The organism is Amycolatopsis regifaucium, from assembly GCF_001613935.1.
Lineage (GTDB): Bacteria > Actinomycetota > Actinomycetes > Mycobacteriales > Pseudonocardiaceae > Amycolatopsis > Amycolatopsis regifaucium.
This window is the reverse complement of sequence record NZ_LQCI01000024.1, coordinates 24,638-51,460: the sequence shown is the minus strand read 5'-3', so window position 1 is coordinate 51,460 and position 26,823 is coordinate 24,638. Positions and strand designations below refer to the sequence as shown.

Sequence of the window (26,823 nt, the reverse complement as noted above, 5' to 3'; positions counted from 1 at the left end):
CGGAACCATGAAACTCACCAAGAAGATCGTCGCCCTCGCGCTGGCCGCGGTGACGGCCACCGCCGTCGCGAGCTGCTCCGTCGACAGCGGTTCGTCGGAAGCCCAGTCCGGTAACGGGAACCAGGCTTTCGGGTCCACTGTGGAACTGATGCCCGCGCGACAGAAGGCGCTCGACACGATGAAGGGCAAGAAGATCGCGTTCGTGCCGATCCTCTTCAAGGGCTATCAGCTCACGGAGAACTGGGGCACGACGATGCAGCGCACCTTCGACAAACTCGGCGCCGAGTTCAAGGTGTACGACTCGAACTTCAGCAGCGACCGGATGATCAGCACCATCAACGACCTGATCGCCCGCAAGGCCGCCGACGTACTGGTGCTGCAGAACCAGGATCTGGGCCTGCTCGACAACGCCATCGACCGGGCACAGAAGGCCGGTATCTACACGGTGGTGCTCAACATGATGTCCGCCCGGCTCGGTGACGCCTTCGTCGGTGTCGACGTCTACGGCGCGGCCCAGTCGATCGCCAAACGCGCGATGTCCGATTGCGACGGCCGCAACGCGCCCAAGACGATCTCGATCATCGACGGCCCCGGCAACGACCCGGCCTCGATCCTGTGGAACCAGGGCATCAAGGACGTCGTGGAACCGGCGGGCTACAAGGTCCTCGTCGCCCACTCGCAGTTCCAGAACGCCCAGGCGCAGGCGGCCGCCGAATCGGTGCTCCAGCAGCAACAGGGCAAGCTCTGCGGCTTCATGGTCACCTTCGACCTCAACTCGATCACCGTCGGGCAGACGGTCAAGGCCGCCGAATCGCGCGGCCAGGTGCAGCCCGGCTCGGTCGGCGTCTACACCCTCGACGCGGACAGCAACTGGTGCGCCGCCCTGAAGCAGGGCCTGGTGACCGCCTCGGCCGCCTATGACGTCCAGGGCATCGGCGCCGCGGGCGCGGTCGCCGCGCAGAACCTGATCATGAACGGCGCGCAGCCCGGCAGCGCGCACTCGGTCGCCTACGTGTCGGACACGGTCGTCGACAAGACCAACATCGACAAGACCACCATCGCCTGCTACGAGAGCCAGTAGGGACGGGCACCGATGACGACTTCGTCTCGCGGGTTCTCCCCGCTGCGGCGCGGGCTCGACGCCTTCGGCATGACCGGCGGACGGCCCACCGAAAGGATCGCGCGGTTCCGCACGATCTCCGACCTGTTCGAGAAACGGTGGATGGAAGGCGCCGTCCCGCTGGTACTGGCGCTCGCGCTGTGCCTCTACGTGCTGGCGACCACAAACGTCGGCGCCGACAACGCGCCGCTGGTGCTGGACGAGATGGCCGAGTTCGGCCTGCTGGCGATCGGCCTGACCGTCGTCCTGGTCGGCGGCGGCATCGACCTCTCGGTCGGCTCCATGGTCGGGGTCTGCGCGCTCGGCGCGCTGGTCGCCGACCGGGTGTGGCTGTGGCCGACGGCCGTGGTCGTCCCGGCGGCGATCGTGACCGGCGCCCTGCTCGGGGCGGTCAACGGGTTCTTCATCGCGATCCTGCGGATGCGCCCGTTCATCACCACCCTGGTCACGCTGATCGCCTTCGGCGGCGCCGCTTCGGTACTGCAGAACGCGAACAGCGCCAAGATCGGCATCAGCAAGGACTCCCTGGTGTGGGACTTCCTGAGCAACGGCCGGATCATCGGCGTCCCGGCCGCCTGGTTCCTCTTCGCGGTGGTGCTGCTGGTCGTGCATCTGGCGCTGACCCGGTCCCGCTGGGGCTGGTGGGTCACCGCGACCGGTTCGGACCGGCGTTCGGCACGGCGCAACGGCATCCCGGTCACCGCGGTGACGTTCTGGACGTACGTGCTTTCCGGCGCGCTGGCGGGTACGGCGGCGATCCTGACCTCGGCGCGGCTGGCCAGGACCGACCCGAACGTGGGACACGGCTGGGAGATCATCGTGCTCACCGCCGTCGTCCTCGGCGGGGTGAGCATCCAGGGCGGCCGCGGTTCGGTGCTGCGGGCGACCGTCGGGGTCGCGGTGGTGGCGATCATCCAGCAGGCGACCGTCGCGGACGGGGCACAGGGCTCCTTCTACACCGTCGTGCTCGCGGCCGTGCTCGCCGTGTTCACCATCCTGGACCTGAAATGGGGCAAGTACCGGCAGCGCGCGGTCGAGAAGCTGAAGATCGACCCGGCCCGGCTGTCCCTCGGCCCGCTCATCGATGTCACCGAACCGGGCACCGTCTGGTCGCCGAACCGGCGGCTCACCGACGCGCCGCCGGTCGGGCTCGGGAAGATCCGCGGCGCCGAGGACTGCGCGGTCGACGCCGAGGGCAACGTGTACTGCGGCGACCAGCGTGGCTGGGTGTGGCGGTTCCGCGGGCTGGAGGACACCGAAGGCGAGGTCTTCTCCCGCACCGGCGGCTTCCCGTGCGGGCACGTCTGGGACGCCGAAGGGAGGCTCGTCGTCGCCGTCGGCGGCATGGGGATCTACCGGATCGGGCCGGACGGCGAACCGGAACTGGTCGCCAACCAGGTCAAACGCAGTCCGCTGTCGCTGATCGACGATTCGGGCCTGCGCGCGATCGACGACCTCGACGTAGCGCCCGACGGGTCGATCTACGCCTCGGACTTCTCCACCCGCACCAACACCGCGGACTTCCTGCTCGAACTGGTCGAGTTCCGGCCCAACGGGCGGATCGTCCGGGTGAAGCCGGACGGCACCACCGACGTCGTCGTGTCGAACTACGTGTTCCCCAACGGGGTCTGCACCTCCCACGACGGCGAGTCGATCCTCATCGCCAGCACCGGCCTGTGCCGCGTCGACCGGCTGTGGATCTCCGGGCCGAAGGAAGGACAGCTCGAACCGGTGCTGGAGAACCTGCCCGGTTATCCGGACAACATCAACCGCTCGTCGGACGGCAACTACTGGATGCCGTTGTGCGCCATGCGGACCCAGATGTCGGATCTGCTCGGCCGGTACCCGTCGGTGCGGCGACGGATGACCCGCGAGGTGTCCGTGGACAACTGGGTGGTGCCGCAGCTGAACGTGTCGTGCGCGATCAAGTTCAGCGACAGCGGCGAGATCCTCTCGGTGCTGTGGGACGAGACGATGGAGAACTACCCGATGGTCACGGCGGTCAAGGAACGCGACGGCCACCTGTACCTGTGCGGCGTCAGCAACAACCGGATCGGGCGGCTGGCACTGGACCCGGCCGAGATCGGGGACATCGATCCCTCGGCCGTCCCCGGTACGGCGGGCGCGCGTCCGGTCGCGGAGGTGAACCGATGAGCCTTTCCACCCTCAAGGAACTGATCAACCCGAACTGGGCCCGGCGCCGTGGCGTGCCGCCGATGGACACCGGGCTGCGGCCGAATCTCCGGCTCGACGAAGCGGCCGAACTGCTGCCGTCAAGTGAATTCGAACCGGACGACGTCGTGGTCACCGACGCCGGTGAGGTGGTGTTCAGCAGCGAGAACCAGGTCCTCGCCCTGCGCGGCGACGACGTGGTGCGCGTCGCCGAGTTGGACGGTCGCGTCGCGGCTCTCGCTGTCCGCAGCGAAGAGATTCTCGCCGCGGTGGACGGCGTCGGAATCGTCTCGGTCACCTCTTCGAAGGAGGTGTGCAGCGCCGCATCGGTCACGTCCCGCGTGACCGACCTGACGGTGGCGCCGGATGGTTCGCTGCTCGTCACCGTCGGATCGACGACGGAGCTGGACTGGGCCCGCGCGTTGGTCACCGGAGACCGGTCCGGGGCGATCGTGCGGGTGGACGGCCCGCGAGCCGAGGTGGTGGCCGAGGGTTTGGCGTGGCCGTCGGGGATCGAGGCGTCGGCTGGGGAAGTGCTGGTGTCGCTCAGTTTCGACCACCGGGTCGAAACACGGCCAGTGGACGCGCTCGGTAGGCCGGGCAAGGCACTGATCGCGAATCTGCCCGTCTATCCCGGGAGAATCTCCGGCCGGTGGTTCGCCGCGCCGTACATCCGCAACCGGGTCACCGAGATGCTCCTCGACGAACCCGAAGTGCTCGCCGAGATGACCGACACGATCAGCCCGGCCGAGTGGTTCGTGCCCCGTCTGCGCGGCGGGAGCCCGTTCACGGAAACCATGCAAATGGGACAGCTGCGCGTACTCGGCGTGGTCAAGAGCTGGGCGCCCGCGCGATCCTGCGGGCTCGTGTTCCGGGTGGACGGCGCGGGCCGGGTGGCCGAAAGCGCGCACGCGCGTGTCGACAGCGCGCGGCACGGCGTCACCGGCGTGGCCGTGCGCGAGGGCCGAGTGCTCGCGGCGGCGCGTGGTTACGGGAATCTCCTGGAGGGGCGAGCGTGACACCGGTGATCCGGCTGACCGACGTCAGCAAACGTTATGGCGGGACCTACGCCCTCGACGGCGTCGATTTCGAGGTCCAGCCGGGGGAGATCCACGCACTGCTCGGCGAGAACGGCGCCGGCAAGTCCACGATGGTCAAGATCATCTCGGGCGCGGTGGCGCAGGACTCCGGCACGCTGGAGATCGAGGGGAGCAAGCGGTCCTTCACGACGCCGCGCGACTCGGTCGAGGCCGGGGTGGCGATGGTCTACCAAGAGGGCTCGCTCGTCGAGTCGATGACAGTGGCGCAGAACCTGTTCGTGGGCGACGAGAAGGTGTTCAACAACCTCGGGCGCCTCAACGTCGTCGCTCGCGAACTGCTGGAGTCGCACAACTTCCACATCCGGCCCGACGTCCCCGCCGGGGTGCTCGGCATCGGCCAGAAGCAGATGGTCGAGATCGCGCGGGCGGTCCACCGGAACGCGAAACTCGTCATCCTCGACGAGCCGACGTCCTCGGTCACGCCCGAGGAACGCCTCCAGTTGTTCCTGTCGATGCAGAGTCTCAAACGCCGTGGGATCGGGGTCATCTTCATCACGCACATGCTCGACGAGGCGTTCGAGCAGGCGGACCGCATCACCGTGCTGCGGGACGGCGTCGTGCAGGGAACGTTGTCGCGTCCCGAATTCACCCGGGAACGCGTGGTCAAGATGATGGTCGGGCGCACCGTCGAGATGGGACGCGTGCTGCCCGGCCGCGCGCCGGAACCCGTTCCGACGCTCCAAGTGGAAGACGTCACGCTACTGCCCGTGGTGCGCAACATGGCGTTCTCGGCGTACGCGGGCGAAATCGTCGGCATCTACGGGCTGGTCGGCGCCGGCCGCAGCGAGACCGCGATGATCGTCAGCGGTGTGCTGAAACGGCGACGGCTGCGCGGCGGAACGGTGCGGCTGAACGGGAAACCGGTCCGCTTCCGCACACCGCGCCACGCCCGCAAGGCCGGCATCGTCTACATCACCGAAGACCGCAAGGCGTCGGGATTCTTCAGCCACCTGACGATCGCGGACAACATCTACCTCGGGCACCTGTGCAGCGCGCTGCGCCTGCCTTTCTTCTACCGGCCGGGTGATCGCAAGTCGGTGGCGAAACGGTTCGTCGAACGCTTCCAGGTGCGGACCCTGCAACCCGGCAAGGCGACCGTCGAGGAACTGAGTGGTGGCAATCAGCAGAAGGTCGTGCTGGCCAAGGGACTGACCCGCGAACCGCTCGTCGCGATCATCGACGAACCCACACGTGGCGTGGACCTCGGCACCATTCCCGAGATCCACGCGATGATCCGTGCGCTCGCCGACGACGGCGTCGCGGTCGTGGTCATCTCGTCCTACCTCCCGGAGATCCAGGCGCTGTCCGACCGCGTGCTCGTGGCGCGGGCGGGCAGTATCGCCGCCGAGTTTTCCCCGGAAGAGGCCGACGAGGAAAGCCTGATGTTCGCCGCCGTGCACTGACCCTCACTACCCCTAGGACGAGACATGCGTGGAGTTGTTTTCAAGGGCGACCGGGTCGTCGAGATCCAGGATTTCGACGACCCCGCTCCGGGCCGCGACGAAGTGGTGCTGGAGATCAAGGCGTCCGGCATGTGCGGCAGCGACCTGCACTTCTATCGGGCACCGGCCGGACAGGCGCTCGCCGCGTTCGGCCTGACCGGCGACGACGCCGGGATCATCGGCGGACACGAACCGTGCGGCGTGGTCGCCGCCGTGGGCGCGGACGTCGACCCCCGCGCGGTCCGCGTGGGGGACCGGATGATGGTCCACCACTACGACGGCTGTGGGTTCTGCGACCAGTGCCGCACCGGCTGGCCGCAACTGTGCGAACGCGGCAACGTCATCTACGGCGCGACCGCGCACGGCGGGCACGCCGACTTCCTCAAGGTGCCCGCCCGTACCCTCGTCCCGCTGCCGGACGAATTGAGTTTCGCCGCCGGCGCGGCCATTTCCTGCGGCACCGGAACCGCTTTCGGGGCGCTGAGGCGCTTGCGGGTCGACGCCGGGGACAGCATCGCCGTGTTCGGCCAGGGTCCGGTCGGCCAGTCGGCGGTGCAGCTCGCCGCCGCCATGGGCGCCCGGGTGATCGCGGTCGACATCGAGCGGGCACGAGTCGAGCGGGCGACGGAGTTCGGGGCCGCGGACACGGTCGACTCGAGCACCGCCGATCCGGTCGAGGCCATCCGTGAGCTCACCGGCGGCAAGGGCGTGACGAAGGCACTCGACTGCTCCGGAGCACCACCCGCACGGGCCGCCGCCGTGAAGTCGGCGGCGAAGTGGGGCACCGTCGCCTTCGTCGGCGAGGGCTCGAACGTCACCCTGGACGTCAGCCCGGATCTGATCCGCAAACAGCTGACCGTACTCGGTTCGTACACGTTCTCCCTGGTCGGGCAGGCCGACTGCGCCCGGTTCGTCGCGGCGCACGGAGTCGAAGTCGACCGCGTCTTCACCGACCGCTGGCGGCTCGACGACGCGGTCAAGGCCTACGAAGCCTTCGACCGGCAGACCGGCGGCAAAGCCGTCATCGAGTTTTGAGAACCCTTGGAGTCCCCATGAAGAAGCACATTCCGGTCACGAACCCGGCGACGGAGGAGGTGTTCGCGTCCATTGTGGACGGCGACGCTTCCGACGTCGACGCCGCCGTCGGAGCGGCGACCGCGGCGGGGGAGCAGTGGGCGGCCCGGACGCCCGCCGAACGGGCCGGGTACCTCCGCGCGATCGCGGACGCGTTCGAAGCCCGGTCCGAGGAGATCTCGGAGCTGGTCACGCGGCAGAACGGCACGCCGATCAGCATCACCCGCGCGATGCAGAGCCAGGTTCCCGTCACCTACCGGTATTTCGCTTCGCTGGCGGAGAAACTGGAGACGGAGAGCCACGTCGAGACCGCGAGCGGGGACGCGGTGGTGCGACGCGAACCGGTCGGCGTGGTCGGCGCGATCACGCCGTGGAACGGCCCGCAGCCGCTGATCGCGTGGAAACTCGGGCCCGCGCTGGCGGCGGGCTGTACCGCGGTTATCAAACCCGCGCCGGAGACCTCGCTGGACGCGTTCGTGTTCGCCGAGATCCTGACCGCCGCGGGGATCCCGGACGGTGTCGTCAACATCGTCACCGGCGGGCGTGAAACCGGCGCAGCCTTGGTCGCGCATCCCGGCGTGCACAAGGTCGCGTTCACCGGCTCGACGGTCGCGGGCAAGGCGATCGCCGTCGAATGCGCGAAGCAGCTGAAGCACGTCACCCTCGAACTCGGCGGCAAGTCCGCCGGGATCCTGCTCGACGACGTCGACCTCGACGCCTTCCGGCCGCTGGTGATGTCGGCCTGCGCGCCGAACACCGGGCAGACGTGCCGGGCGCTGACCAGGGTGCTGGCGCCTGCTTCGCGGTACGAAGAGATCGTCCAGATGCTCAGCGAGACGATGAGTGCGATCCCGCAGGGAGATCCGACGGATCCCGGGAACTTCTTCGGACCGCTGGTGAACGCGGCGCAACGGGACCGCGTCGAGTCCTACATCGCCCTCGGCCGGTCCGAAGGCGCGGAGCTCGTGCTCGGCGGTGGGCGGCCGGCCGGGCTCGACCGCGGCTACTACGTCGAGCCGACGATCTTCCGCGGGGTCACGAACGACATGCGGATCGCGCGAGAGGAGATCTTCGGGCCGGTGCTGGTGGTGATGCCCTACGAGAGCGTCGACGAGGCCGTCGCCATCGCGAACGACTCGGACTACGGGCTCGGCGGCGGCGTGTTCTCGCCGGATCTCGACCGGGCGACGGACGTGGCCAGGCGGATCGTGAGCGGCAGCGTCGGCGTGAACACCTCGACCCTGCCCATCGAGACGCCGTTCGGCGGGGTGAAGCAGAGCGGGATCGGCCGCGAACTGGGTCCGCAGAGTGTGGACGCCTACCTGGAGTACAAAACGATCTTCCGCGCTCCCCGCGTTTAGTCCTCTACTTGCGAGAGCCCCTTCCTCGGCCGAACCGGGGGAGGGGCTCATCGCAAGTAGAGGACTAAACGCGTTTCAGGCTTTCAGCAAGGCGGCGAACTCGGCGGCAGGCTGGTCAGGGTCCAGCGTATGGATCGCCCGCAACAGTGCGTCACTCCGCTCCCGCCCCAGCGCGCCCTCGGTCACGTCGCGGAACTTCGCGTCCAGATCCTCTTGCGACATCGGGTTCTCCGCCGTACCGGCGGGATTGTCGACGAACACGTGCTCGGTGGTGCCGTCCCGATAGGTGACGGTGATGTCGCCGACCCAGCGGCCCGGATACGCCCGGTCCAGTTCCGGCTTGACCTCGATCTTGACCCGGCGCGCCATCGCGGCGGCGTCGCTGTCCTCGCCGAGGTCGAGCCGTCCGGCCAGGTAATCGTGATGGGTCGTGAAGCCGTTGCCGTAGCCCAAAACCGACAACGCGAACTGGAACGGCAGGCTGTATTGCAGATGCTCGATGAGCTTCGGCGCGTAGGCGTTCGCGTTCTGGTTGCCGATGACGACGTCGCCACCGGTCTGGATGCCCAACAGCACCGAGTCGATTTCCGAGGGGCGCGCCTCAATCTGTCGCGCGCCGTCGATGTAGGCGTGGTTGATCCCGCAGCAGCAGTACGGCTTGATCCACACCCGCGTGATCTCGAAGGGCCGGTCCAGGTCGAAGGCGGCGGTGTCGGTCACCGAGCGTCCGGCGAAAGTCTGGAAGAAGCCTTTGCGGCCGCTGAGGAAGGTCGTCGGGCCGGTGATTCCTGCCGCGGCGAGCTCCGCGGCCCGGATGCCGTTACGGGTCCCGATACCGGAGTGCGCGCGTTTGATCGATCCCCCGGAAGACGTGTACTCCGTCGTGCCCGAGGCGTGGCTCAGCGCGATCGAGAGCGCGTGCACCGTGGTCTCGACGTCGAACCCGCGCAGTTTGGCCGTCACCGCGGCGGCGCCGAAGTTCGACAGCAGTCCGTGCGGGTGGAAGCCACGCTCCAGCAGTTCAGGGGCCGCGAGGTTCCCGATGCGGGTGTACACCTCGTACCCGGCGACGACGGCGGTGACCACGTCGCGCAGGGTGGCCCCGAGTTCCTCACCGACGGCGAGCGCCGCGGAGACGACGCAACTGCCGGGATGGGAGGAGCTCGCGCGGTGCGCGTCGTCGTACTCGAAGCCGTGGCCGAACGTCGCGTTGACGAAGGCGGCGTCGGCCGCGCCCATCGCGTCGCCGGTCGCGGTCACATGCGCGGTGCCCGGCACGTGCGCCGCCCTGGTGACGTCGAGGATCGCCTGGCTCCACGGAAGGGCCGCACTGCCGACCTGCAGACCGAGCTGGTCCTGCAGGAGACGGCGGGCACCGGCGAGCGCGTCCGCCGGGATCCGGTCGTAGGTGAGTTCGGTGACGAGCCGCGCCGCCGCTGTTTCGAGTGTTCCCATGTTTGTCGCCTTTCAGTGGGGGAGGCCGTAGGACTTCAGCTCGACGTACGCGTCGAACCCTTCGAGGCCCGCCTCGCGGCCGATGCCGCTGTTCTTGAAGCCACCGATGGGCGCGGTGAAGCCCACCGGATTGCCGTTGACCTCCACGGTCCCGGTCCGGATCCGCCGCGCGACCGACAGGGCGCGTTCCGGATCGGCGGCGAACACCGAGCCGTTGAGGCCGTATTCCGAGTTGTTGGCGATGGCGACCGCTTCGGCCTCGGTGTCGAAGGTGTGCACCGTGAGCACCGGGCCGAAGATCTCTTCCTGCGCGATCTTCGCGTCCGGGTCGACGTCTGCGAAGACCGTCGGCGCGACGTACCAGCCGCGGCCGAGTCCCTCGGGGCGCCCGCCGCCGACGAGCACCTTCGAACCCGATGCCTTGCCCTCGGCGATGTAGCCCTCGACGCGGGTCCGCTGGGCCGCGCTCACCATCGGTCCCACCTCGGTGGCCGGGTCGAGCGGGTCGCCCACGGGCATCGAGGAGATCAGATCGACGAGCCGGTCGTGCAGTTCGTCGCGCCGCGAGCGGGCCACCACGATCCGCGTCTTGTTGCTGCACACCTGGCCGCTGTTGCGCAGCGAAACCGCGCGGACGGCGGCGATCGCGGCGTCGAGGTCTGCGTCCTCCAGCAGGACGGCGGCCGATTTGCCGCCCAGTTCGAGTGTCACGCGTCGCAGGTCCTTCCCGCACAGGGCGGCGATCCGGCGGCCCGCCGCCGTGGACCCGGTGAAGGACACCTTGTCGACGCCGCGATGACGCACGAGATGTTCACTGACTTCCCGCTGTGCCGGAACGATGTTCACGACGCCCGCGGGCAGTCCCGCCCGCTCCAGGAGGTGGCCGAGCAGATAAGCGTCGAGCGGTGTCTCCGGCGACGGCTTGACGACCATGGTGCAGCCGGCGAGCAAGGCCGGGGCGAGTTTGATCATGGTGATCAGCAGCGGCGCGTTCCACGGCACGATCGCCGCGACGACGCCGACCGGCTCGCGGGTGACGAGGGCGTGCCCGGTGGCGGACCGCCGGGTGTCCGACCACGGATATGCGGGCGCGAGATCGAGGAACGCGTCGAGCAGCAGACGCGGGCCCATCGCCTGCATCTTGGTCGACAGCGTGATCGGGCAGCCCATTTCGGCGCTCACCAAGCGAGCGGCCTCTGTCTCATGAGCGGCGAGTTCCGTGCTGAGCTTCCGGAGAACCGCGATGCGCTCGTCGAGCGGAAGCCGGGGCCAAGGACCGTTGTCGAACGCGTCGCGCGCCGCTGCCACGGCGGCGTCGACGTCCGCTTCGACGGCTTCCGGTACGCGTGCCACCGTCTGCTCGCTCGCGGGGGAGACCACCTCGATGACGCGGTCGGACGCGGGCGTCACCCACTGGCCGCCGATGAACAACTTGTCGTATTGGCCTTGCCAAAGTTCGGTCGGCGCACTCATCGCGTTCGGCTCCTTCGTCGTTCGCTGCCTTGACCGACCTTACCGTAGATTATATAAAATATGTAGAATTCTCCGGAAGGCAGGAAGCATGCAGCACAAGCCGCTCGACGGCATCCGGATCCTTGAAATCGGCGGCTACATCGCGCTTCCGTTCGGGACCTCGATGCTCTGCGCGCTCGGCGCCGAGGTGGTCAAGGTCGAACGCCCCGGCTCCGGCGAGGACTTCCGCCGTCACCAGAACGACCGCAGCCCGTATTTCCGGCAGTACAACACCGGGAAACGCAGCCTGTCGGTCGATCTCAAATCCGCCGACGGTGTCGCCGTGGTGAAGGCGCTCGTTCCCCGTTTCGACGTCGTGCTCGAGAACCTCCGGCCCGGCAAGGTCGCCGCGATGGGCCTGGGGCCCGACGACTGCCGGGCCCTGCGTCCGGATCTCATTTACGGCTCCGTCACGGGTTTCGGCTCCTCCGGGCCGCTGGCGAACCGTCCCGCCTACGACACGATCGGTCACGCGTTCGGCGGCCTCTACTCGTTGTTCAGCGACGGCGACCATCCGCAACTCGCCGGCGGGCTGAGCGCCGACCTGGTCACCGGGCTCAGCACGGCGACCGGTGTGCTGGCCGCGCTGGTGGGCAGGCTCAAGACCGGGCGGCCGCAGCGGATGGAGACCTCCATCATGGAGGCGGTGAGCGTCCTCATCACCGACGGCGTCACCCAGGCCTTCGAACTCGGGCACGATCCCAGCCGCACCAGCCGTCACCCGCAGGCGCAGAACTTCTGTGTGCCGACGTCGACGGGTGAGTATCTGGCCGTGCATCTGTCGTCGTCGCAGAAGTTCTGGACCTCGCTGTGCCGGGCGATGGACCGGCTGGATCTCACGGAGGATCCACGCTTCGCCGAGTACCGTCCCCGCGAGGCGAACTACTTCGAGTTGGTCCCCATCGTCGAAGCGGAGTTCGCGGCCAAGCCGAAGAAACACTGGGAACAGGTCCTCACCGAGCACGACGTCCCCTTCGCGCCGGTGTTGTCCATGAACGGCTACCTCGACCATGAACAGGTCCGGCATCTGGATCTCGTGGAACGTCAGGACGACGGTCTCGCGCTGCTCCGTCCACCGTGGACCTTCGACGGCGAACGCCCCGACCGCGCCGGCCGCGCGCCGAAGGTCGGTGCCGACACCCGCGCGGTGGCCGGTGAAGTACTCACCGAGGAAGAGATCGAAGACTTGATCACGGCGGGAGTGCTGTACGCGGACGAGTCCTGAGTGTCCAAGTTCTTGGACAGTCAGGATCGCTCCGGCTTCCTATCGTCGGAGCGATCCCTGTGACCCCAGGAAAGTGAGGACGACGATGTCCGAAGCCACCAAGGAAGAACTCGCCCAGGGCTGGCTCAAGGCCCTGACCGATGTCGATCATTTCTACGAGATCTGCGCACCGGACTGCCGGGTGTGGCACAGCGCCGACGACAAGTGGATGTCGCTCAAGGCGGCCATCGACGCGGTGCACGACCGCGGCGGCCTTCCGGAATTCATCAACTCCCGCGTGACCTTGACCGAGAAGGGTTTCTTCGCCCAGACCTCGGGTGTGCTCAAGTCGCAGGGGGAGGACGGGCCCGAGGTCAAGATCCACCTCATCCAGATCGCGACCGTCGAGGGCGGCAAGGTCGTCCAGGCCGAGGAGTACATCGGCCCCGAGACGGACCTCGCGGTCTGAACCCCCGCCCGGTAAGGCAGAAGGAGCAAAACATGTCCGGAATCGCGGGCAGATCCGTCATCGTCACCGGCGGTGCCAGTGGCATCGGCGAGGCAGCCGTGCGGCTTTTCGCGGAGAACGGCGCCAAGGTCACCGTCGCCGACCTCACGGAGGACGCGGGGGAAACCCTGGCGAAGGAATTGAAGGGCCAGGGACACGAGGTCCAGTTCGTCACGACGGACGTGACCGACGAGGACCAGGTGAAGGCGATGGTCGACGCGGCGGTGTCGGCCTACGGTCGGCTCGACGGCGCGTTCAACAACGCAGGCGTCCCGAACACGGGCAAACTGCTCGCCGACATCGACCGCGCGGACTTCGACCGGATCTTCGCCATCAACGTCACCGGGCCGTTCCTGTGCATGAAGCACGAGATCCCGGCGATGCTCGAAACCGGCGGGGGTTCGATCGTCAACACCGCGTCCGTCGGGGCGTTCGTCTACATCCCGAAGGCCGCGGAGTACACCGCGTCGAAGCACGCGCTGATGGGACTCACCAAGGCGGCCGCGGCCGAATACGGTGAGCGGGGTATCCGCGTCAACGCGATCGGTCCTTCGACGTCCATGACACCGATGTACCTGGAGTACATCAAGCTCAACCCGGACTACGTGAAGACGGTCGAGGCGACGCACGCGCTGCGCCGAGGCAGTGAGCCGGTCGAGCAGGCGCAGGCCGCGATGTGGTTGCTCTCCGACGCGGCGTCCTACGTCACCGGGGTGACGCTCGCGGTGGACGGCGGTTACACGCTCTACTGAGCGCGATGAGTGACCGGTCCGTGAAGGCCTCCTTCCCTACCCTCAGCGTAGGGAAGGAGGCCTTCACGGACTCGCGGATCCACTGCGAAACTTCAGTCGATGCGCAGCGCCCGTATCCGGTTGTAGAGCGTCGAGCGGCTGACGCCCAGCGCGGTCGCCGCTTTCCGCTTGTTCCCGCCCGCCGCTTCGATGGCGGCCACGATGACCTCGCGTTCGGCTTGGCGCAGCGGGGATCCCGGCGACGGTCTGCCACGATGGGACTCGGGGAGATCCGCCGGGACGATGTCTCCGGCGGAGCGCGTGTCGGCGACGGCGCGCATGACCCGCCGCAGTTCGGAGAAGTTGCCGGGCCAAGGCTGTGCGGTCAACACGTTCAAGGCGTCGGCGGTGAGCCGGGTGCGCCCCGGGCCCGCGACCTCGTCCAGCGCACGTTGTGCGAGCTGGGGGATCTCGTGCCGTCGCCGTCGCAGGGGAAGCAGGTTCCTTCGTGCGGTGCACAGCGCGGCCAAGGGCGCGTGCACGCCATCCAGATGCTCACCTGGTGTCGAAACCACCACGACCTCACGCCGGGTGGCGCGCAGGCGCTGGACCAGGAGCGCGGTCATCCGCTCGGAGAAAAGCTGGGCGTTGTCCACGATCACGGCCGGGCCCTGGCTCCCGAGTACGTCGTCCATGGTGACGGCCCACGACTGCTCGCCTTGCCGCACGATCTCGGCGGCGTCGAGGGTGACCGGATCACCTCCGGCGGCCTCCTTCGCCGCGGTGGTGCGTCCACTGCCCGGCTCGCCGACGACGAGGAGTGGCCAGCCCGGCTCACGGTCGAACTGGTCGTGTCGGTGCGCCGGCGCATCCGCGAGGATGTCCACCAGTACCCCGTGGACCCCGTCGATCGGGGCGCAGTGCACCGCGACGGTACGGCCGGAAGCCAGGCCCAGACGCTGTGTCTCACCAGGGCACGACGGTGCCTGTTCGGCACAGGCCCGGACGGCGGCGTGGTCGGCGGGCTGAAGGAGGTCCAGCGCCGCGGGTGTGGCCAGTACAAGCCCTTCACCGAGCACGATCACCGGACGGTCGCGGCGTCGGGCGGCCTGCTGGAACGCGGTCAGCAGGCGGTGCTGCGCGTGGGGGGAAGCCAGTTGCAGGCGGTCTTCGATGTCACGGACCATCCGCTGGACGAGCGGCGGGAAGAGCCGGTCGTCCTCACCGGAGGGTCTGCCGATACCGAGCACCCCTTCGAGCCTGCGGGTGACCGGATTGACGATCGGGTGCCCGTAACAGGTGAACGCGTGAAAGGACACCAGCGAATGTTCGGGGCCGCGGACCAGCAGCCCTTGCCTCGTTTCCGCCGCTGTTCCCACGGCGTTGACCCCGATTTCGTCCTCACCGAACGAGACACCCGGAGCGATACCGAGTCCCTCGATGGTCCGATGGAACGATCTGTTCGCGGAGCGCACGCCGACGACCTTCGCCGTCTGATCGGCGAGGACCAGCGCGACGGGGGATCCGGCGAGTTCGGCGGCGAAGCGTTCGAGCACCGGATTCGCCGCCCGGCTCAGCGGAGTGGTCTCGTCACGCGGCTCCGGTGCGATCCGGTCTGCCATCGCGACTCCTTCGACACGGTGGGCAGGCATTAAATATAATGTCTCTAAGTTACGGCAGTGACCACGATCGAGGGAGGGACAACTCAGTCCCTCCCCGGCGCGGTCGCACGTTGCCACACTGGGTGGATGGCGGGAAGGCACACCCGAACGAACGCGGTGAGCTCGTGAGCGCCCGCTGGACGGACTCGCGGTCGTCGCGTCCGCTCAACCGCTCGCGTCTGCTGCTGGTCTGTTTCGCGATCTTTGCCACCTGGTCGCCCGCGAAGAAAAGCGGCCCGCCGTCCGATATGGACGGTGGACCGCGATGCTTCTCCGGAAGGGTTACGGAGCGGTGACGCTCGCCGTCGCCCGCGGTCCGCCGTTGCAGCTGACGGTCTGTCCGGTGAAGACCGCCTTCGTCGAGCAACCTTCGTCATCGGTCACGGTGACCTGCACGGTCCGCGGACCGGCACCGGTGAACGTGTGCGCGACCTCGGGCTCCGTCGTCGTCAAGAGCTGCCCGTCACCAAAGTCCCAGTCGTACCGCACGATCCTTCCGTCCGGGTCGGACGACGCCGCCGCGGAGAAGAAGCCGATGCCGCCCTGAGCGGACACCACGCGCACGGCCGCGGTCGGCCCCTGGTCCGGCGTGAGCACGGCGGACGGACCGTCGTTCATCAGCACACCCGTGTTCGTGGCGGGCAGCCCTGTCGGTGCCAGGCCGCCGTTCTCGCCGACGTTGTAGCTGTGCACCCGCGAAGTCACGCCGAGGGAGAAGACGTCGGCCAGGAACAGCACCTTCCCGTCCGGGCTCAGGATGGTGCGGCCCGGCATGCCGTCCGGAGCGTCGTACGATGAACCGGGCAGGGAAGTGAGCGTGCCGTCCGCGCCGATCCGGAATCCTTCGACCGCGCCGCTGCCCGCGGTGGGCACGTACAGACGGCCGCTGTCGGCGGTGATCGCCGCACCGTGCGGGAGACCCCCGGTCGGATACGGGCCACCCGGTGTCGGGGTGAGCGTGCCGTCCGCTCCGATCGCGAACCCGATCAGGCTGGCGCCCTGTTCGTTGCTGATGTACAGGAACCTGCCGTCGGGAGTCACCGCGGGCAGCGCCGGGACGTTCCCCGTGGGGTACTGGCCGATCAGCGTGAGCCTGCCGTCCGGCGCGACCGCGAAACCGGTGACTTTGGACAGCGTGGTGCTGGTGACGAACAGGAACCTTCCGTCCGGGGTGAGGGCGGGCAGACTGAGTGCGCTGTTACCGGGAACCGCGGCCGGGGGCGCGGTGGTCTTGGTGATGGCGCCGGACGCGGCGACGTCGTAGGACCGGACCTCGTTCTCCTCGCCGCCCATGGTCGCGAACAGTCGCGAGCCGTCAGGGGTGAGGGCGAGGCCGACGACGGCGGCGCCGGTGCCGACCTTCCCGCCGGGAATGGGGGTGAGCTTGCCGTCGGCGCCGATCCGGTACCCGGTGATCGACGAGCCGGTCAGGCTTGCGACGTAAGCCTTCTTGCCGTCTGGGGTGACGACGATCGAAAAGCCGGCGGACGCGGAGAACGGCGATCCGGAGACCTTGGAAAGCGTGCCGTCCTTGGCGACACCGTGAACCGCGACGTTCTGGGAAAGCAGACCACCCACGAGCAGGAACCTGTCCGGAGTGGCGGTGGCGGCGTACGCCGGTGACGACGCCAGGAGGCCTCCGGCGAGGAGCGACAGGACGGCCGTGAGACCGGCCGCCGCGCGACGGGGGCGGAGAAGAGGGTTTCTGGACATGAGCGCGTGAAACCTCCGTGTTGTGAACTTCTCGACGTGGAGCCAGATCAGCGGAGCGGGGCTCGCTTCGAAGTAAAGGAGCTTTGCCCGCTGGTGACTGTCCAAGAAGTTGGACAGCCGGCAACGGGGCCGCTCCTTACCGTCGTAGCGGAAAGCACCGCCCGACTCGACGAAGAGTGGAGTGGAAACGGGAATCTGCCATCCGGATGACCAGACACTCCACTGTGGATGGACGATGTCCGTGCTCGCGCTGATCGTGACGGTGGCTTTCCTGGTCGCGGTGGACAACACGGACCCGGGCCGTGGCCGGACTGCCCATCGGCGGATATGGTGCGATGACATATGGCTTCCGGCACAAGGGAATATTTCGCGACGGCCGCGTCCTGCAGCGGTCTTCCCACCACGTTGCCGCCCACCGCGACCCAGTTGATCGAGCTCATTCTGGTCCACCAGGCCTCGGACCTGGGCACTTCTGGGGCTCACAATGGTGGGTTCACGTAGCCTGGAGCGCCCGCAACCCCTTTGATCACATCGACGATTCGCGTGGCACCGTCCTGTACGTGTCTTCGGACAACGGGCGCCAGGCGGGGGCCTCCTGGCCGGTGGATTCGATCAAGGCCGCGGCCGCGGTGTTGTGCGGAACCACCGGAGACCGCGTCAGCGGACCGGGACCTTCGCAGCTTCGCTCATCTCCGCGTTCCTGGTCTCGCGGAGGGCGAGCGTGCAGCCGAGGCTGATCAGGCACAGCACGGTGAGAAAGATCCCGAAGGCGAAGCCGCCGTACGCAGCGGTGATCGCCGCCGCGACGAGCGGCGGCACGGCGCCCCCGAGGACTCCGGCCACGTTGTAGCTGAACCCGGTGGCGGTGTACCGGTAGCGCGTGTGGAACAACTCCGGCATGAACGCGCCGACCGGCCCGTAGGCGAAGCCGGCGATGAGCGTCGTCACGCAGGAGCCGATCGCGAAGGTGACGGCCGAGGCCGAGTCCAGGATCGGGAACAACGCCAGCGCCCACACCACCGCCACCGCGTTCCCGGTGAGGATGACCTTCTTGCGCCCGACGCGATCCGAGTACGCGGCCCCCAGCACGATCGCCAGCCCGAACATCAGGCCCGCCGCGATGCCGATCAGCAGCACGGTCGTCCGGGGCAGCTTGAGCACAGTGGTGCCGTAGTTGATCAGGTACCCGACGGCGAGATAGTAGAAGGCGAAGGTCATTACGAGCACGCCAGAAGCGAAGGCGATCTCGCGCGGCTGGCTCTTGAGCGCCTCCACGAAGGGGGCCCGGGCGGTGCCGCGCTGGGACACCTCGCCTTTGAACACCGGCGTCTCGTCGATCTTCAGCCGGACGAACAACCCGATCGCGATTAGCAGGAGACTAGCGATGAAAGGAATCCGCCAGCCGTAGCTGCGGAAGGTCTCGTCGGACATCGTCTCGCCGATGATCAGGAAGGTCACGCTCGCCAGCACGAAGCCGATCGATCCACCCAGCGCGCCGAACATCGACCAGAAGCCGCGCTTGGCCTTGGGCGCGCTTTCCGCGGCCATCAGCGTCGCACCGGTCCATTCACCGCCGACCGCTAGTCCCTGCAGGAACCGCAGGATGACGACGAGGATCGGCGCGGTGACGCCAATCTGCTCGGCGGTCGGCATCAGGCCGACCAATGCGGTGGCCAGACCCATGACCAGCAACGTCGTGACCAATGTCCGCTTTCGCCCGAGCCGATCACCGAAATGCCCGAAAAGAACCGAGCCGACCGGCCGGGCGACGAAGGCCACGCCGAGCGTCGCGAACGAGGCGACCACCCCGGCGGCGGAGCCCAGCGCGGGAAAGAACACTTTGGGGAACACGAGGGCCGCGGCCGTCGCGAAGATGAAGAAGTCGTAGTACTCGATGACGGTGCCGGTTCCGCTCGCTATCGCGATGCGCCGCATCGTCCGGTTCGTCACCTGGGGCTCGGTGGCCGCCATGGACACCTCTTTCGCTCGGCAGGGGAGGGGCGATTCGAAAGCATTATGCACAAAATTTGATATGTCAAGGTTGTTTCAGCTGATCAAGTGGGGTCCTCCGACACGGGTCTCACGCCTGGTCGCCTCACGGTCCCGACGCGCTGCTGACAGCCGAAGACATCGGAGCGTTGCTCGGCTTGTCACCGAGGAGTTCATGGATGCTGTCGGTCCGCGGCTGGAGCCGACGACGCCGGCGAAGTACCGGTCCTTTCTGGGCGACCATCTACTGCCGCAGTGGTCGTGGTGGCCGGGATCTACACCGGATCCCGTTAAGATGCAGCCCTTCCGGCGGTCGTCCCGCCGGGCGGCGTACCAGCCCAAGGAGCCCACTGTCCTGCAGAAGGTCCGCGGCAAGCTGCTGGGCGCCGTATCCGAAAGACAGCGAGAAGACCATCGTCCGCGCGGCGTCGGCGGACTTGAACTGCCGATAGACCACCGGGCTCAGCAGGGGTGCCGTATCCGCCTTGGCGGATTTTGCGTTCACGCCATTCCCGCACTCGTTGCCGTCGCGACGTTGTCTCGGCCGTGTGCTCCTCGGGCGGGTCCTCTTCGATGGTCACGGTCGCGGGCATGGTGAGGCGGCGCAGCGCGAGCTCCTGGCCGGGGCCGCTGGTCAGCATCGGTTCGTCGACCTCGGCGGTGGCGTCGTAGCGGGCCAGCCAGGCCGCAACTTCCGCGGTTCGCACTGGCACAGGCCCGGCCGGGGCAGGCGCTTCGGGTTCAGCTCCAGTGGCAGCCCCTCCGCTCGGCAGTAACAGGCCCGCACGAACGCGGCCACCACGTCACGGGGAAGCAGCTGCTTGGGCAGCGCCGCCGTGCGCAGCGCCCGGTGGAACGTCGATCTGGGAAGGTCGTCGCCGTGTACGAAGGCATAGGCCGCGATGGTGCGGTAGCTGTGTCCGCACGCCGACATCAGCTCTTCCAGGCACGCGTTGTACTCCGGCGCTGTCACCACGGTGTCCGGGGGAACTGCCCCGAAACGCACTCCCGGTCGCTGTCGCCGCCCGCCCATCACGCTCCCCGCCTCACCTGGCACCATCCCGGACTCCGCTGTCCCAGCAGCGTAGTGGCGGGATGCCGGAGCCGCTGGGACACCAGACGCAACGGACTCCGCCACAGAGGGGACCAAGGCAGGACAGAAGCGGGACGGCACAGATCTGGTGAGACAGCAGGGCTCGCGAGATAACGGTAAGCGTAACCGCTGATCACCGGACTCTCGGGAGCCGACGATGATTTGGACGACCCTGCTCGACCTGCTCACCGAGATGACCCACCTCGGCACCGCCGGGATAACCCTGGCCGCCGCCGCATCGCCGGGCGCCGCCGTCGCTCCGGTGATCACGACGAGACATGAACCCACCGCTTGTTCCCAGATTGAAGAGCGGGAAGAGCTCGTCGAACCCCTCCACTGCTTGTCCGGGCTCATACGCGGGCGCCCGGACAAGCAGCTCACTGCGGTGCGGGACCCGATGACATCCACCTCGACCGGTCAGCTTGGATCAGAGCTGTCGGTAGTCCGTGGCAATCTGGCCCGCCACCTCGGCACCGAACGCTACGACCAGATCGTGAGTGGCCACGGATTTCGCATGCTGCTCAGCTGGTCATCATTCATAGCGCGTGAGTCAGTCCTAGCCACGTTGACCGACGAAGGCGGGGCCATCCTTACGCACTTCGAGAAGGACGACAGCGCTTGCTGGCGCTAGCCGGGTCGACGGACGGCGGGCGGCCTGGCCTGCAGATCGCGCTCGACTTCAGATCGTTTTGAAACAGGTGCAGGGGAAAGACAGGGCTGCATCAACCCCGCTGCAACCGCACACCCAGCGCTGAACTGGGTTTCTGTCCAGGGCGGATCGCGACTGGAGGGTGCTGGCACTTCGGGTCTGCTTAGTTGGTTCTATTGAGTTTCTTCCGCACGAGGTCGATCACGGCCACTAGAACAGTGAATATCGCGACGATGATCAGACTATTCAGCAAGGCAGACGGCGCGGTGTCGTCAAATAGAAATTTGAACCCAAGAAAGATGACAACAAACAGCAATGGTGCCGATATGAGCAGAAACTTGGGAAGTGAAATCTTGTTCCTGCTTGCCATCAAGCGTCTCCTTCGGCGGGGATGTGTTTGGGCGTGGGTCATGAGAAGGGTTCAACGCTCCCACACATCCACCGACACCGCTTATGAGGCCCCCGATCGGCCCGCCCTTGATCGCACCGAGTCCACCGGCGGTAAGACCGGCGTACCAGCACTTCTTCTCATGCGGGAACCACTCTCCTCCTGTGCAGGTCTGCGTTCCTCCCGCGACCGTGGTGGCTTTCTTTGCCCGCCGGGCAAGCCAGCGTGCCACCGGAATCATTGTTGTTGATCGGGGTCGCACTGGGCGTAGGCGTAGGTGTTGTCTTTCTGAGCGTTGGGGTCGGGTTGGATGAAGCGGCCATAGACGGGGTTTTAGTGACGAGATTCGGTCAGGGAGACCCCCGATGCAAGCTGGCAGGTCCCGATCCAGCGGCGCCGTAGGGGGTGTAGTCGTAGCGGGCGGTCAGCTGGCCGGTGTCGTTGACCAGGGCGAGGACGCTGCCCTGGTTGTCGGTGATCGCGTTGTGGTGTCCGCCGGCGGTGTCCGTGACTGCGGTTAGTTTTCCGTCGGTGTAGGTGGTGGTCGCGCCGTTGACGACGGTGCGGGAGACGCCGAGCGCGTTTTGAGGGCGAAATTGCAGGTCGAGCGAGGGCGCGTCGCCTGGTTGTGTCCGGTCTAAAGACTTGATGCGCGTGCTGGCCGGTAGGGGCACGTTCAGGTCGATGAAGGCTTCCTACGCCGCATGATCAGCGATACGCGTGCACTGATAACCAGCGGTTTCTCGGTGATCGATGTACATCGTGAAAGTGCCGCCCGTTCACTGCGGACAGAGTGCTCCCCGCTGTGCATCCCGGAGGAGCCTGTCCGGTGGCACGCAGAACAACCAGCGAAAACCGGTCCCTCGCCAGGGAAAACCAGGTGAGGGACCGGTGTCGTGTTGTCCGGTTGCATCCGGCTGAAACCGGTGTCCTCTCACGCCTTCAAGCACGCGAGTTCCGGGACCGCTGCACGGTGAAGCCCCTGGTCGCCGAGGCGGCCGGGGCTTCGAGGTGCCGGGAGTCAGCCGGTGGGGCGCTGCACCATGTCCGAGGTGTACTTGACCGACGAAGGCTCGTGCCGCGAGGTGAACGGGCACTTCCAGTCCTCCTCGGTCATCCGCCCGGAGAAGTGGCGGGACGGCATTTGGTACTCGTAGGTGGTCAAGCTCGGGTTGACCGAGCCGTTGTTCGTCGTCTCACGCTTGCGGATCGCGTCCTGCATCGAGAAGAACTTGTCGCCCATCAACATGAACTGCATCGCCGAGTTGAAGGCGATCGCCGGCCTGGAGAACCGGCGGCTCGCCCGGGAGGAGCCCGGCTGCATGCCGACGACAAAGAACGAGTGCCCGGCGACGTGGAAACCGAAGTTCGGTTCGCCGGGGTCCGAGGTGGCGCCTTCGTCGAGGCCGTAGGTGCGGCTGTCGATGTCGTGGATGAGCTGGAGGTGGCGCCACAGCAGGCGTTCGTACTCTTCCTCGTCGAGAATCCCGCCGGGCTCCTCGAAGGTGGACACGAACGTGCGGAAACTCGTGTCCGACAACGTGGGCCGGATGTCGCGGGCGTAGCCGAGCATGTCACGGTAGTGGGCCCGGGCCGATGCCGGATCGCCCAGCGCCGGGTAGTGGCCGTGGACGATCGAGCCCTTCTTCAACGCCGCGCGAGCGCCGAGACAGCTGAACTCTGTGGTCTGGATGAACGCTTCGAGCTCCGCTTCCGGGTCGCTCATTTCACTCCGCCTTTCCGGTGCCGGCGTCCAGTTCCGTGACCGTCCACTACAACGAGATCTGGGGACTTCGCTTCGATTTGTCCTGTTTGGTCTTGGCGTGGCGAGAGAGACGCGCGGCATCGCCGTACGGAAAGTGAGTGATTACCGCTGTGCCGGATGGTGGGAGCGTAGGAAGTTCATCTGCCGGGGGACAAGCGACGTTCCGTCACGTGGAATGGCAATGCAGGTCGATCCGTGAGGCGCCGCGGTGACCGACGTGGAGCATGGGTAAAGGCGATGACCGGGTACGGCGGACGCCCTGTTGCCCACGTGGCCGGCGCCCGCACGGCAGGCGTTGCCGGCCGGTTCGTCGGCGCCGGGGAAGCGGACAGGCCCGCGTTGACAGCTTCCTGGATGGCCGAGTGTGACTGCTGTGCGATCGGCCGATTCACTACGACAAGGCGGAGGAGCCCGCGGGAGAGGGTTTCGTGCCCGTGGCACCGGTGCCGCGAGGCTGGCTTGCCGGAGAGCGCGGCCCTGGCGCGTCCTGCGTCCCGCCGACGCTGCCGGGCCGGGCCCCCTGCGTCACTCGCCGCCGGGTTCACTCCTTTCCCTTTCGGGCAGTTTCGCCGGAAAGTTCACCCTGATTCAGTGAGAGTCGATCGGCGGCAAAAGGCCGTCCGGTTACGGTACAGCGGTCGTGATTCCCGCATCACAACGGCGGCATCGTCAGTCGGCAGCCGAGGTCGGTACCGACCATGAGTCCAAGTCCTACAGGGAACGGAAGTTCAGCCGTGCAGATCGTGAACGCCACACAAAGCGACGCTCCGGCAATCGGCGAGCTCGTTGCCGAATCATTCGCGCAGTTGGACCTGGCACGCTGGCTGATCGATGACCAGGACGATTGGAAAAGGATCGCTCCGCGATACTTCGAGGCGGAAGTCAGGGACGCCGTGGCCAACGGCGCCGTCTACACGTTCCCCGATCTCTCTGCCGCTCTGGTCATGTTCAACGGCGACGCCACGCACGAACCGGATTTAGCTCGGGAAAGGTGGCTCAAGGAAACTACTGGGCCATATTATGACAGGTTCGTGCGGCTTGAGAAGGCTTTACAGGAACGCCGGCCGAGCAAGCCCCATCACTACGGTGCGATCGTTGCCGTCCGTGCGGGAGATCGCAGCAAGGGAGCCTGCTCCCTGCTGCTCGATCATTTTCACCGCATTCTCGACGAACGCGGGCAAGACCTTTACTGCGAAGTCGCGAGCAAGAATCTGGAAGGTTTCTTCGCCCGACACGGTTACACCCCATTCGGGCCGCCGGTGACCCTTGACGGCCGAGAGCTTGTGCAGCCGATTTGGCGCGAGGCTTGCCGCCCGGCCGACGCGGTGCATTCATGAATCAGCGCATGCATCGATACGACGAAAGACTTTTCGGCCTGATTTCGGGACATGTGCACGAACAGTTGCACAGCGACGACATCGCTTTGGAGTGCCCGGACTCGGGTGAAGATCTGGGCGAGATATTGGACGGTCTGCTCTGCGCCTCCGGGAACGATCCGGAACACGTGCTCAAGCTGTACCAGCGAGAGTTGTCTCGAACGATCATAAACCAGGCAAGCCCTCGATTTTTGTCCTTTATTCCGGGCGCGCCGACCAAAGCGGCCCAACTGTTCGACATGGTGGTGTCCAGCGACGCGCTTCTGGGCACGTTTTGGCTGGAATCAGCCGGGGTGATCGCAGCGGAGAACCAAGTTCTCCGGCTGATCGCCGATCTGGCCGGACTTCCCGCGACAGCCGGTGGCTGCTTCGTCTCCGGCGGCTCGGCAGGAAATCTCTCGGCCCTCGTGGTCGCGCGTGACACAGCCCGTCGGCGACTGGGGCTTCCAGTGGGTTCCCGGCTCCGGGTCGCGGTCAGTGACCAGGCGCACTCTTCGGTGGGGAGTACGCTCAACGTCATCGGGGTGGAGGCATTGGTCGTACCGTCTGTCGACCACCGTTTCACCGGAGCGGCATTGCGTGCGGCGCTGGACGACGACCGTGACCCGAGCCCCGTGATCGCCGTCGTGGCCACGGCTGGAACCACCAACGCCGGAATCATCGACGACCTGGCGGGGATAGCGGATGTCGCCGAGGCGCACGATTTGTGGTTCCACGTGGACGCCGCCTACGGCGGGGCCGGGCTCTTCGCCCCCTCGGTCCGGCAAAAGTTCGATGGCATCGAAAGGGCCGACTCCTTCATCGTCGACTCGCACAAATGGCTGTTCGGCCCCTTCGGCTCCGGCGCCCTGATCTACCGGGAGCCCCAGGTGGCCAGATCTGTGCACAGCCAGGTCGCGCCGTATCTCGATGTCGTGCAGACCCACACCGGACAATCGAAATGGAATCCTTCGGACTACGCTCACCAGCTCACCCGCACTCCCGGTGGCATGCCTCTCTGGTTCTCCCTCGCGGTCCACGGAACCGATGCCTACCGCAGCGCTATCGAGAGCGGTATCTCGATCGCCAGGGAGACGGCCGATCTGATCCGCACCGAGTATCCGCATCTCGAAGTGCTTCGCGATCCTGAACTGTCCTGCCTGCTTTTTCGGCGGCGCGGCTGGTCGGCAGACGAATACTCCCGCTGGTCGAAGGAGCTGCTCGCCGCCCAGATCGGCTTCGTCCTCCCGACCACCTGGGAGAACGAGGTCGTCGGCCGATTCGCGTTCGTGCACCCGGGAACCACGATGGAAATGGTTCGCCAGGTCTTGGACAGTACCTCAGAGCCCGCAAGCTGAAAGCCGAGCGAGACGGTTGTCGAGATGACTGATGAGCCGATCCAGTTGAGCAAGCGCGAGTGGTCAGCACTCCTGGCGATGTGCAATCCCGGATCGGATGCCTGCCGTGAGACGACCACGCCCGGCCTCCTCCGCCGAGAGTATGCCCAGGTGGAACCGAGCCGGTGGAAATTCGTGGATCTCGCGTAACTTGGGATGGATAGAGATCATCCATGAACGCGAGGAAGCCGAGTTCTCGCCACGACACGACATCGTGTCGCGCGTCGGTCAGCGCGGAAGTCTGAGTCGCGTGGGGTTCGCCGTCCTGGCTACTCGCGTTCGACGATGACCGCGCCGGCGGTTGCCCCGGCGGCCGGCCCGCCGAGCCGATGGAACGGATGACCAGCGGGCCTTCGTCGCGTCCCAGGAGAACGGCCGTCGCGCCGTCCCCGAAGACGGTGGCAGGAGCCGTTCGCCACCGGTCGTACGGGAGCGCGCTGAAGTTACCCGCGGTGGTGCACAACGCGTATCGGACGCTGTCATCCGCCTGCATCAAGGTGGCGGCCCAGCCGATTCCTGCGGCTCCACCGTTCGACATCTGAGCCAGCCCGATCGCGACTGCCCGGGACGCGCCGAGCACCCTGGCGAGCCGGTGCGCGGGTGACCAGGGTTCTTCCTCTCCCGGGGCCATGCCCGCGTAGGCGACGAAGTCGATCTCCACGGGAACCACCTCGTGTTCGCCGAGGCACTGCCGAGCTGCCTGCGACCCCATCCACCAGGCGGGCACCGCAGCGCCGACCGGCACTTCGGAGCACGCCGCCCCGGCGGCCTGTCCGGCGGTGATCGCTCCCGCCGCGACGGCACTCGCCGCCGGGTAACGCGCGTCGGGCAACCACGTCGTCGCGGCCGCGATCCGGATGGCGCGCTCGACTTTCATGCCGGCCGCTCATCGGGTCGAAGGCGGATCGGCACGGAGAACAGGCTGCGGTCACCCAGGTTCGCCCTCCACTCGCACCGCAGGATCGCGTGCATCGTGCGCACGGAGCCGACCGCGCAGTGCAGGGTGACCGCGCCGGTCCGCTGGGTGTCGACGCGGGCGAGCGACAAGATCTGCTCGCCGCCGTTCATCAGCACGCGATGGCCGCCGAGCCGGACCAGCGCCTGGGCCCGGAGGCGGTCAGACCTGGCCCTCAA

General features: G+C 67.2%; 22 protein-coding genes and 1 pseudogene. 12 read left to right on the top strand and 11 right to left on the bottom strand.

Translation table 11 applies throughout. The features are described 5' to 3' along the window. Nucleotides 1-7 precede the first annotated feature (7 nt). The 6 genes from AVL48_RS22800 to AVL48_RS22775 are packed head-to-tail and all read left to right on the top strand — an operon-like array spanning nt 8 to nt 8,269. Entirely contained in the window at nt 8-1,081 is a 1,074-nt protein-coding gene (locus AVL48_RS22800; protein ID WP_143105037.1) for a sugar ABC transporter substrate-binding protein, read from the top strand. A gap of 12 nt (nt 1,082-1,093) precedes the next feature. After that, nucleotides 1,094-3,274 (top strand): ABC transporter permease, encoded by a 2,181-nt coding sequence (locus AVL48_RS22795; RefSeq protein WP_061988546.1) that lies wholly within the window; start codon nt 1,094-1,096, stop codon nt 3,272-3,274. Then, nucleotides 3,271-4,311, top strand: a complete 1,041-nt coding sequence (locus AVL48_RS22790; RefSeq protein ID WP_061988548.1) for an SMP-30/gluconolactonase/LRE family protein — start codon at nt 3,271-3,273, stop codon at nt 4,309-4,311. The genes AVL48_RS22795 and AVL48_RS22790 overlap by 4 nt, the downstream gene beginning before the upstream one ends. Further along, nucleotides 4,308-5,795, top strand: a complete 1,488-nt coding sequence (locus AVL48_RS22785; protein ID WP_061988550.1) for a sugar ABC transporter ATP-binding protein — start codon at nt 4,308-4,310, stop codon at nt 5,793-5,795. The genes AVL48_RS22790 and AVL48_RS22785 overlap by 4 nt, the downstream gene beginning before the upstream one ends. 24 nt (nt 5,796-5,819) lie before the next feature. Further along, nucleotides 5,820-6,869 (top strand): zinc-dependent alcohol dehydrogenase family protein, encoded by a 1,050-nt coding sequence (locus tag AVL48_RS22780; protein WP_061988552.1) that lies wholly within the window; start codon nt 5,820-5,822, stop codon nt 6,867-6,869. 17 nt (nt 6,870-6,886) lie between these two features. Next, nucleotides 6,887-8,269 carry an aldehyde dehydrogenase gene (locus AVL48_RS22775; protein ID WP_061988554.1) on the top strand — a complete coding sequence of 461 codons (1,383 nt, stop codon included), beginning with the start codon at nt 6,887-6,889 and terminating at the stop codon, nt 8,267-8,269. Between the two features lie 75 nt (nt 8,270-8,344). Here the strand turns inward: AVL48_RS22775 and AVL48_RS22770 are convergent, their stop codons facing one another. Continuing rightward, on the bottom strand, nt 8,345-9,724 hold the full coding sequence (locus tag AVL48_RS22770; protein ID WP_061988556.1) for an MmgE/PrpD family protein: 1,380 nt from the start codon (nt 9,722-9,724) through the stop codon (nt 8,345-8,347). A gap of 12 nt (nt 9,725-9,736) precedes the next feature. Continuing rightward, a complete protein-coding gene (locus tag AVL48_RS22765; protein WP_061988558.1) occupies nt 9,737-11,197 on the bottom strand; it encodes an aldehyde dehydrogenase in 1,461 nt (486 codons plus the stop codon). An 88-nt stretch (nt 11,198-11,285) separates the two neighbouring features. Between AVL48_RS22765 and AVL48_RS22760 the strand changes: the two genes are divergently transcribed. The 3 genes from AVL48_RS22760 (at nt 11,286) to AVL48_RS22750 (ending at nt 13,700) form a co-directional block, all read left to right on the top strand. After that, nucleotides 11,286-12,461: a CaiB/BaiF CoA transferase family protein gene (locus AVL48_RS22760; RefSeq protein WP_061988560.1), complete on the top strand. Its 1,176-nt coding sequence runs from the start codon at nt 11,286-11,288 to the stop codon at nt 12,459-12,461. Nucleotides 12,462-12,546: 85 nt separating this feature from the next. Beyond that, nucleotides 12,547-12,909, top strand: a complete 363-nt coding sequence (locus tag AVL48_RS22755; protein WP_061988561.1) for a hypothetical protein — start codon at nt 12,547-12,549, stop codon at nt 12,907-12,909. A 32-nt stretch (nt 12,910-12,941) separates the two neighbouring features. Further along, complete coding sequence (locus AVL48_RS22750) at nt 12,942-13,700, top strand: SDR family NAD(P)-dependent oxidoreductase (protein WP_061988563.1); 759 nt, start codon at nt 12,942-12,944, stop codon at nt 13,698-13,700. A gap of 92 nt (nt 13,701-13,792) precedes the next feature. On the opposite strand, the gene AVL48_RS22745 is transcribed toward AVL48_RS22750, so the two are convergent. From AVL48_RS22745 to AVL48_RS22730, 4 genes are all read right to left on the bottom strand, one after another. After that, nucleotides 13,793-15,301: a helix-turn-helix domain-containing protein gene (locus AVL48_RS22745; RefSeq protein ID WP_061988565.1), complete on the bottom strand. Its 1,509-nt coding sequence runs from the start codon at nt 15,299-15,301 to the stop codon at nt 13,793-13,795. A gap of 321 nt (nt 15,302-15,622) precedes the next feature. Further along, nucleotides 15,623-17,053, bottom strand: coding sequence for a beta-propeller fold lactonase family protein (locus AVL48_RS22740; RefSeq protein WP_158070241.1), 1,431 nt, complete (start codon nt 17,051-17,053; stop codon nt 15,623-15,625). Between the two features lie 657 nt (nt 17,054-17,710). Beyond that, nucleotides 17,711-19,024, bottom strand: coding sequence for an MFS transporter (locus AVL48_RS22735; RefSeq protein ID WP_061988567.1), 1,314 nt, complete (start codon nt 19,022-19,024; stop codon nt 17,711-17,713). A 652-nt stretch (nt 19,025-19,676) separates the two neighbouring features. Further along, nucleotides 19,677-20,102, bottom strand: a complete 426-nt coding sequence (locus tag AVL48_RS22730) for a hypothetical protein (RefSeq protein ID WP_143105035.1) — start codon at nt 20,100-20,102, stop codon at nt 19,677-19,679. Nucleotides 20,103-20,292: 190 nt separating this feature from the next. Here AVL48_RS22730 and AVL48_RS22725 point away from each other — a divergent pair, with 190 nt between their 5' ends. Further along, a complete protein-coding gene (locus tag AVL48_RS22725; RefSeq protein ID WP_061988572.1) occupies nt 20,293-20,766 on the top strand; it encodes a hypothetical protein in 474 nt (157 codons plus the stop codon). Nucleotides 20,767-21,056: 290 nt separating this feature from the next. Here AVL48_RS22725 and AVL48_RS39110 read toward each other — a convergent pair whose 3' ends face one another. The 3 genes from AVL48_RS39110 to gntA form a co-directional block, all read right to left on the bottom strand. Then, nucleotides 21,057-21,404 (bottom strand): hypothetical protein, encoded by a 348-nt coding sequence (locus AVL48_RS39110; RefSeq protein WP_143105034.1) that lies wholly within the window; start codon nt 21,402-21,404, stop codon nt 21,057-21,059. Nucleotides 21,405-21,522: 118 nt separating this feature from the next. Next, complete coding sequence (locus AVL48_RS22715; RefSeq protein ID WP_061988576.1) at nt 21,523-21,846, bottom strand: hypothetical protein; 324 nt, start codon at nt 21,844-21,846, stop codon at nt 21,523-21,525. Between the two features lie 347 nt (nt 21,847-22,193). Continuing rightward, the gene (gene gntA / locus AVL48_RS22710; protein ID WP_061988577.1) at nt 22,194-22,898 is read right to left on the bottom strand and encodes a guanitoxin biosynthesis heme-dependent pre-guanitoxin N-hydroxylase GntA; all 705 of its coding nucleotides are present in this window, start codon (nt 22,896-22,898) and stop codon (nt 22,194-22,196) included. Between the two features lie 773 nt (nt 22,899-23,671). On the opposite strand from gntA, the gene AVL48_RS22705 reads away from it, so the two are divergent. Both AVL48_RS22705 and AVL48_RS22700 read left to right on the top strand, forming a co-directional pair. Continuing rightward, on the top strand, nt 23,672-24,274 hold the full coding sequence (locus AVL48_RS22705; RefSeq protein WP_061988579.1) for a GNAT family N-acetyltransferase: 603 nt from the start codon (nt 23,672-23,674) through the stop codon (nt 24,272-24,274). Further along, nucleotides 24,271-25,650, top strand: coding sequence for a pyridoxal phosphate-dependent decarboxylase family protein (locus AVL48_RS22700; protein WP_143105033.1), 1,380 nt, complete (start codon nt 24,271-24,273; stop codon nt 25,648-25,650). Before AVL48_RS22705 ends, AVL48_RS22700 begins: the two co-directional genes overlap by 4 nt. A 400-nt stretch (nt 25,651-26,050) precedes the next feature. Here the strand turns inward: AVL48_RS22700 and AVL48_RS40860 are convergent. Together AVL48_RS40860 and AVL48_RS22695 are read right to left on the bottom strand one after the other, a co-directional pair. Further along, nucleotides 26,051-26,227 (bottom strand): annotated as a pseudogene (locus AVL48_RS40860) (3-oxoacyl-ACP synthase); the annotation flags it as partial. Between the two features lie 335 nt (nt 26,228-26,562). Next, on the bottom strand, nt 26,563-26,823 hold the full coding sequence (locus AVL48_RS22695; protein WP_143105031.1) for a hypothetical protein: 261 nt from the start codon (nt 26,821-26,823) through the stop codon (nt 26,563-26,565).

What these genes read in the sequence shown, in the direction of transcription:
- AVL48_RS22750 (WP_061988563.1), top strand. Translation starts at nt 12,942, where the DNA reads ATGTCCGGAATCGCGGGCAGATCCGTCATCGTCACCGGCGGTGCCAGT.
- AVL48_RS22745 (WP_061988565.1), bottom strand. Translation starts at nt 15,301, where the DNA reads ATGGCAGACCGGATCGCACCGGAGCCGCGTGACGAGACCACTCCGCTG.
- AVL48_RS22755 (WP_061988561.1), top strand. Translation starts at nt 12,547, where the DNA reads ATGTCCGAAGCCACCAAGGAAGAACTCGCCCAGGGCTGGCTCAAGGCC.
- AVL48_RS22735 (WP_061988567.1), bottom strand. Translation starts at nt 19,024, where the DNA reads ATGGCGGCCACCGAGCCCCAGGTGACGAACCGGACGATGCGGCGCATC.
- gntA (WP_061988577.1), bottom strand. Translation starts at nt 22,898, where the DNA reads ATGAGCGACCCGGAAGCGGAGCTCGAAGCGTTCATCCAGACCACAGAG.
- AVL48_RS22800 (WP_143105037.1), top strand. Translation starts at nt 8, where the DNA reads ATGAAACTCACCAAGAAGATCGTCGCCCTCGCGCTGGCCGCGGTGACG.
- AVL48_RS22795 (WP_061988546.1), top strand. Translation starts at nt 1,094, where the DNA reads ATGACGACTTCGTCTCGCGGGTTCTCCCCGCTGCGGCGCGGGCTCGAC.
- AVL48_RS22730 (WP_143105035.1), bottom strand. Translation starts at nt 20,102, where the DNA reads ATGGTGCCAGGTGAGGCGGGGAGCGTGATGGGCGGGCGGCGACAGCGA.
- AVL48_RS22775 (WP_061988554.1), top strand. Translation starts at nt 6,887, where the DNA reads ATGAAGAAGCACATTCCGGTCACGAACCCGGCGACGGAGGAGGTGTTC.
- AVL48_RS22740 (WP_158070241.1), bottom strand. Translation starts at nt 17,053, where the DNA reads ATGTCCAGAAACCCTCTTCTCCGCCCCCGTCGCGCGGCGGCCGGTCTC.
- AVL48_RS22770 (WP_061988556.1), bottom strand. Translation starts at nt 9,724, where the DNA reads ATGGGAACACTCGAAACAGCGGCGGCGCGGCTCGTCACCGAACTCACC.
- AVL48_RS22790 (WP_061988548.1), top strand. Translation starts at nt 3,271, where the DNA reads ATGAGCCTTTCCACCCTCAAGGAACTGATCAACCCGAACTGGGCCCGG.
- AVL48_RS22760 (WP_061988560.1), top strand. Translation starts at nt 11,286, where the DNA reads ATGCAGCACAAGCCGCTCGACGGCATCCGGATCCTTGAAATCGGCGGC.
- AVL48_RS22765 (WP_061988558.1), bottom strand. Translation starts at nt 11,197, where the DNA reads ATGAGTGCGCCGACCGAACTTTGGCAAGGCCAATACGACAAGTTGTTC.
- AVL48_RS22780 (WP_061988552.1), top strand. Translation starts at nt 5,820, where the DNA reads ATGCGTGGAGTTGTTTTCAAGGGCGACCGGGTCGTCGAGATCCAGGAT.
- AVL48_RS22725 (WP_061988572.1), top strand. Translation starts at nt 20,293, where the DNA reads ATGATTTGGACGACCCTGCTCGACCTGCTCACCGAGATGACCCACCTC.
- AVL48_RS22700 (WP_143105033.1), top strand. Translation starts at nt 24,271, where the DNA reads ATGAATCAGCGCATGCATCGATACGACGAAAGACTTTTCGGCCTGATT.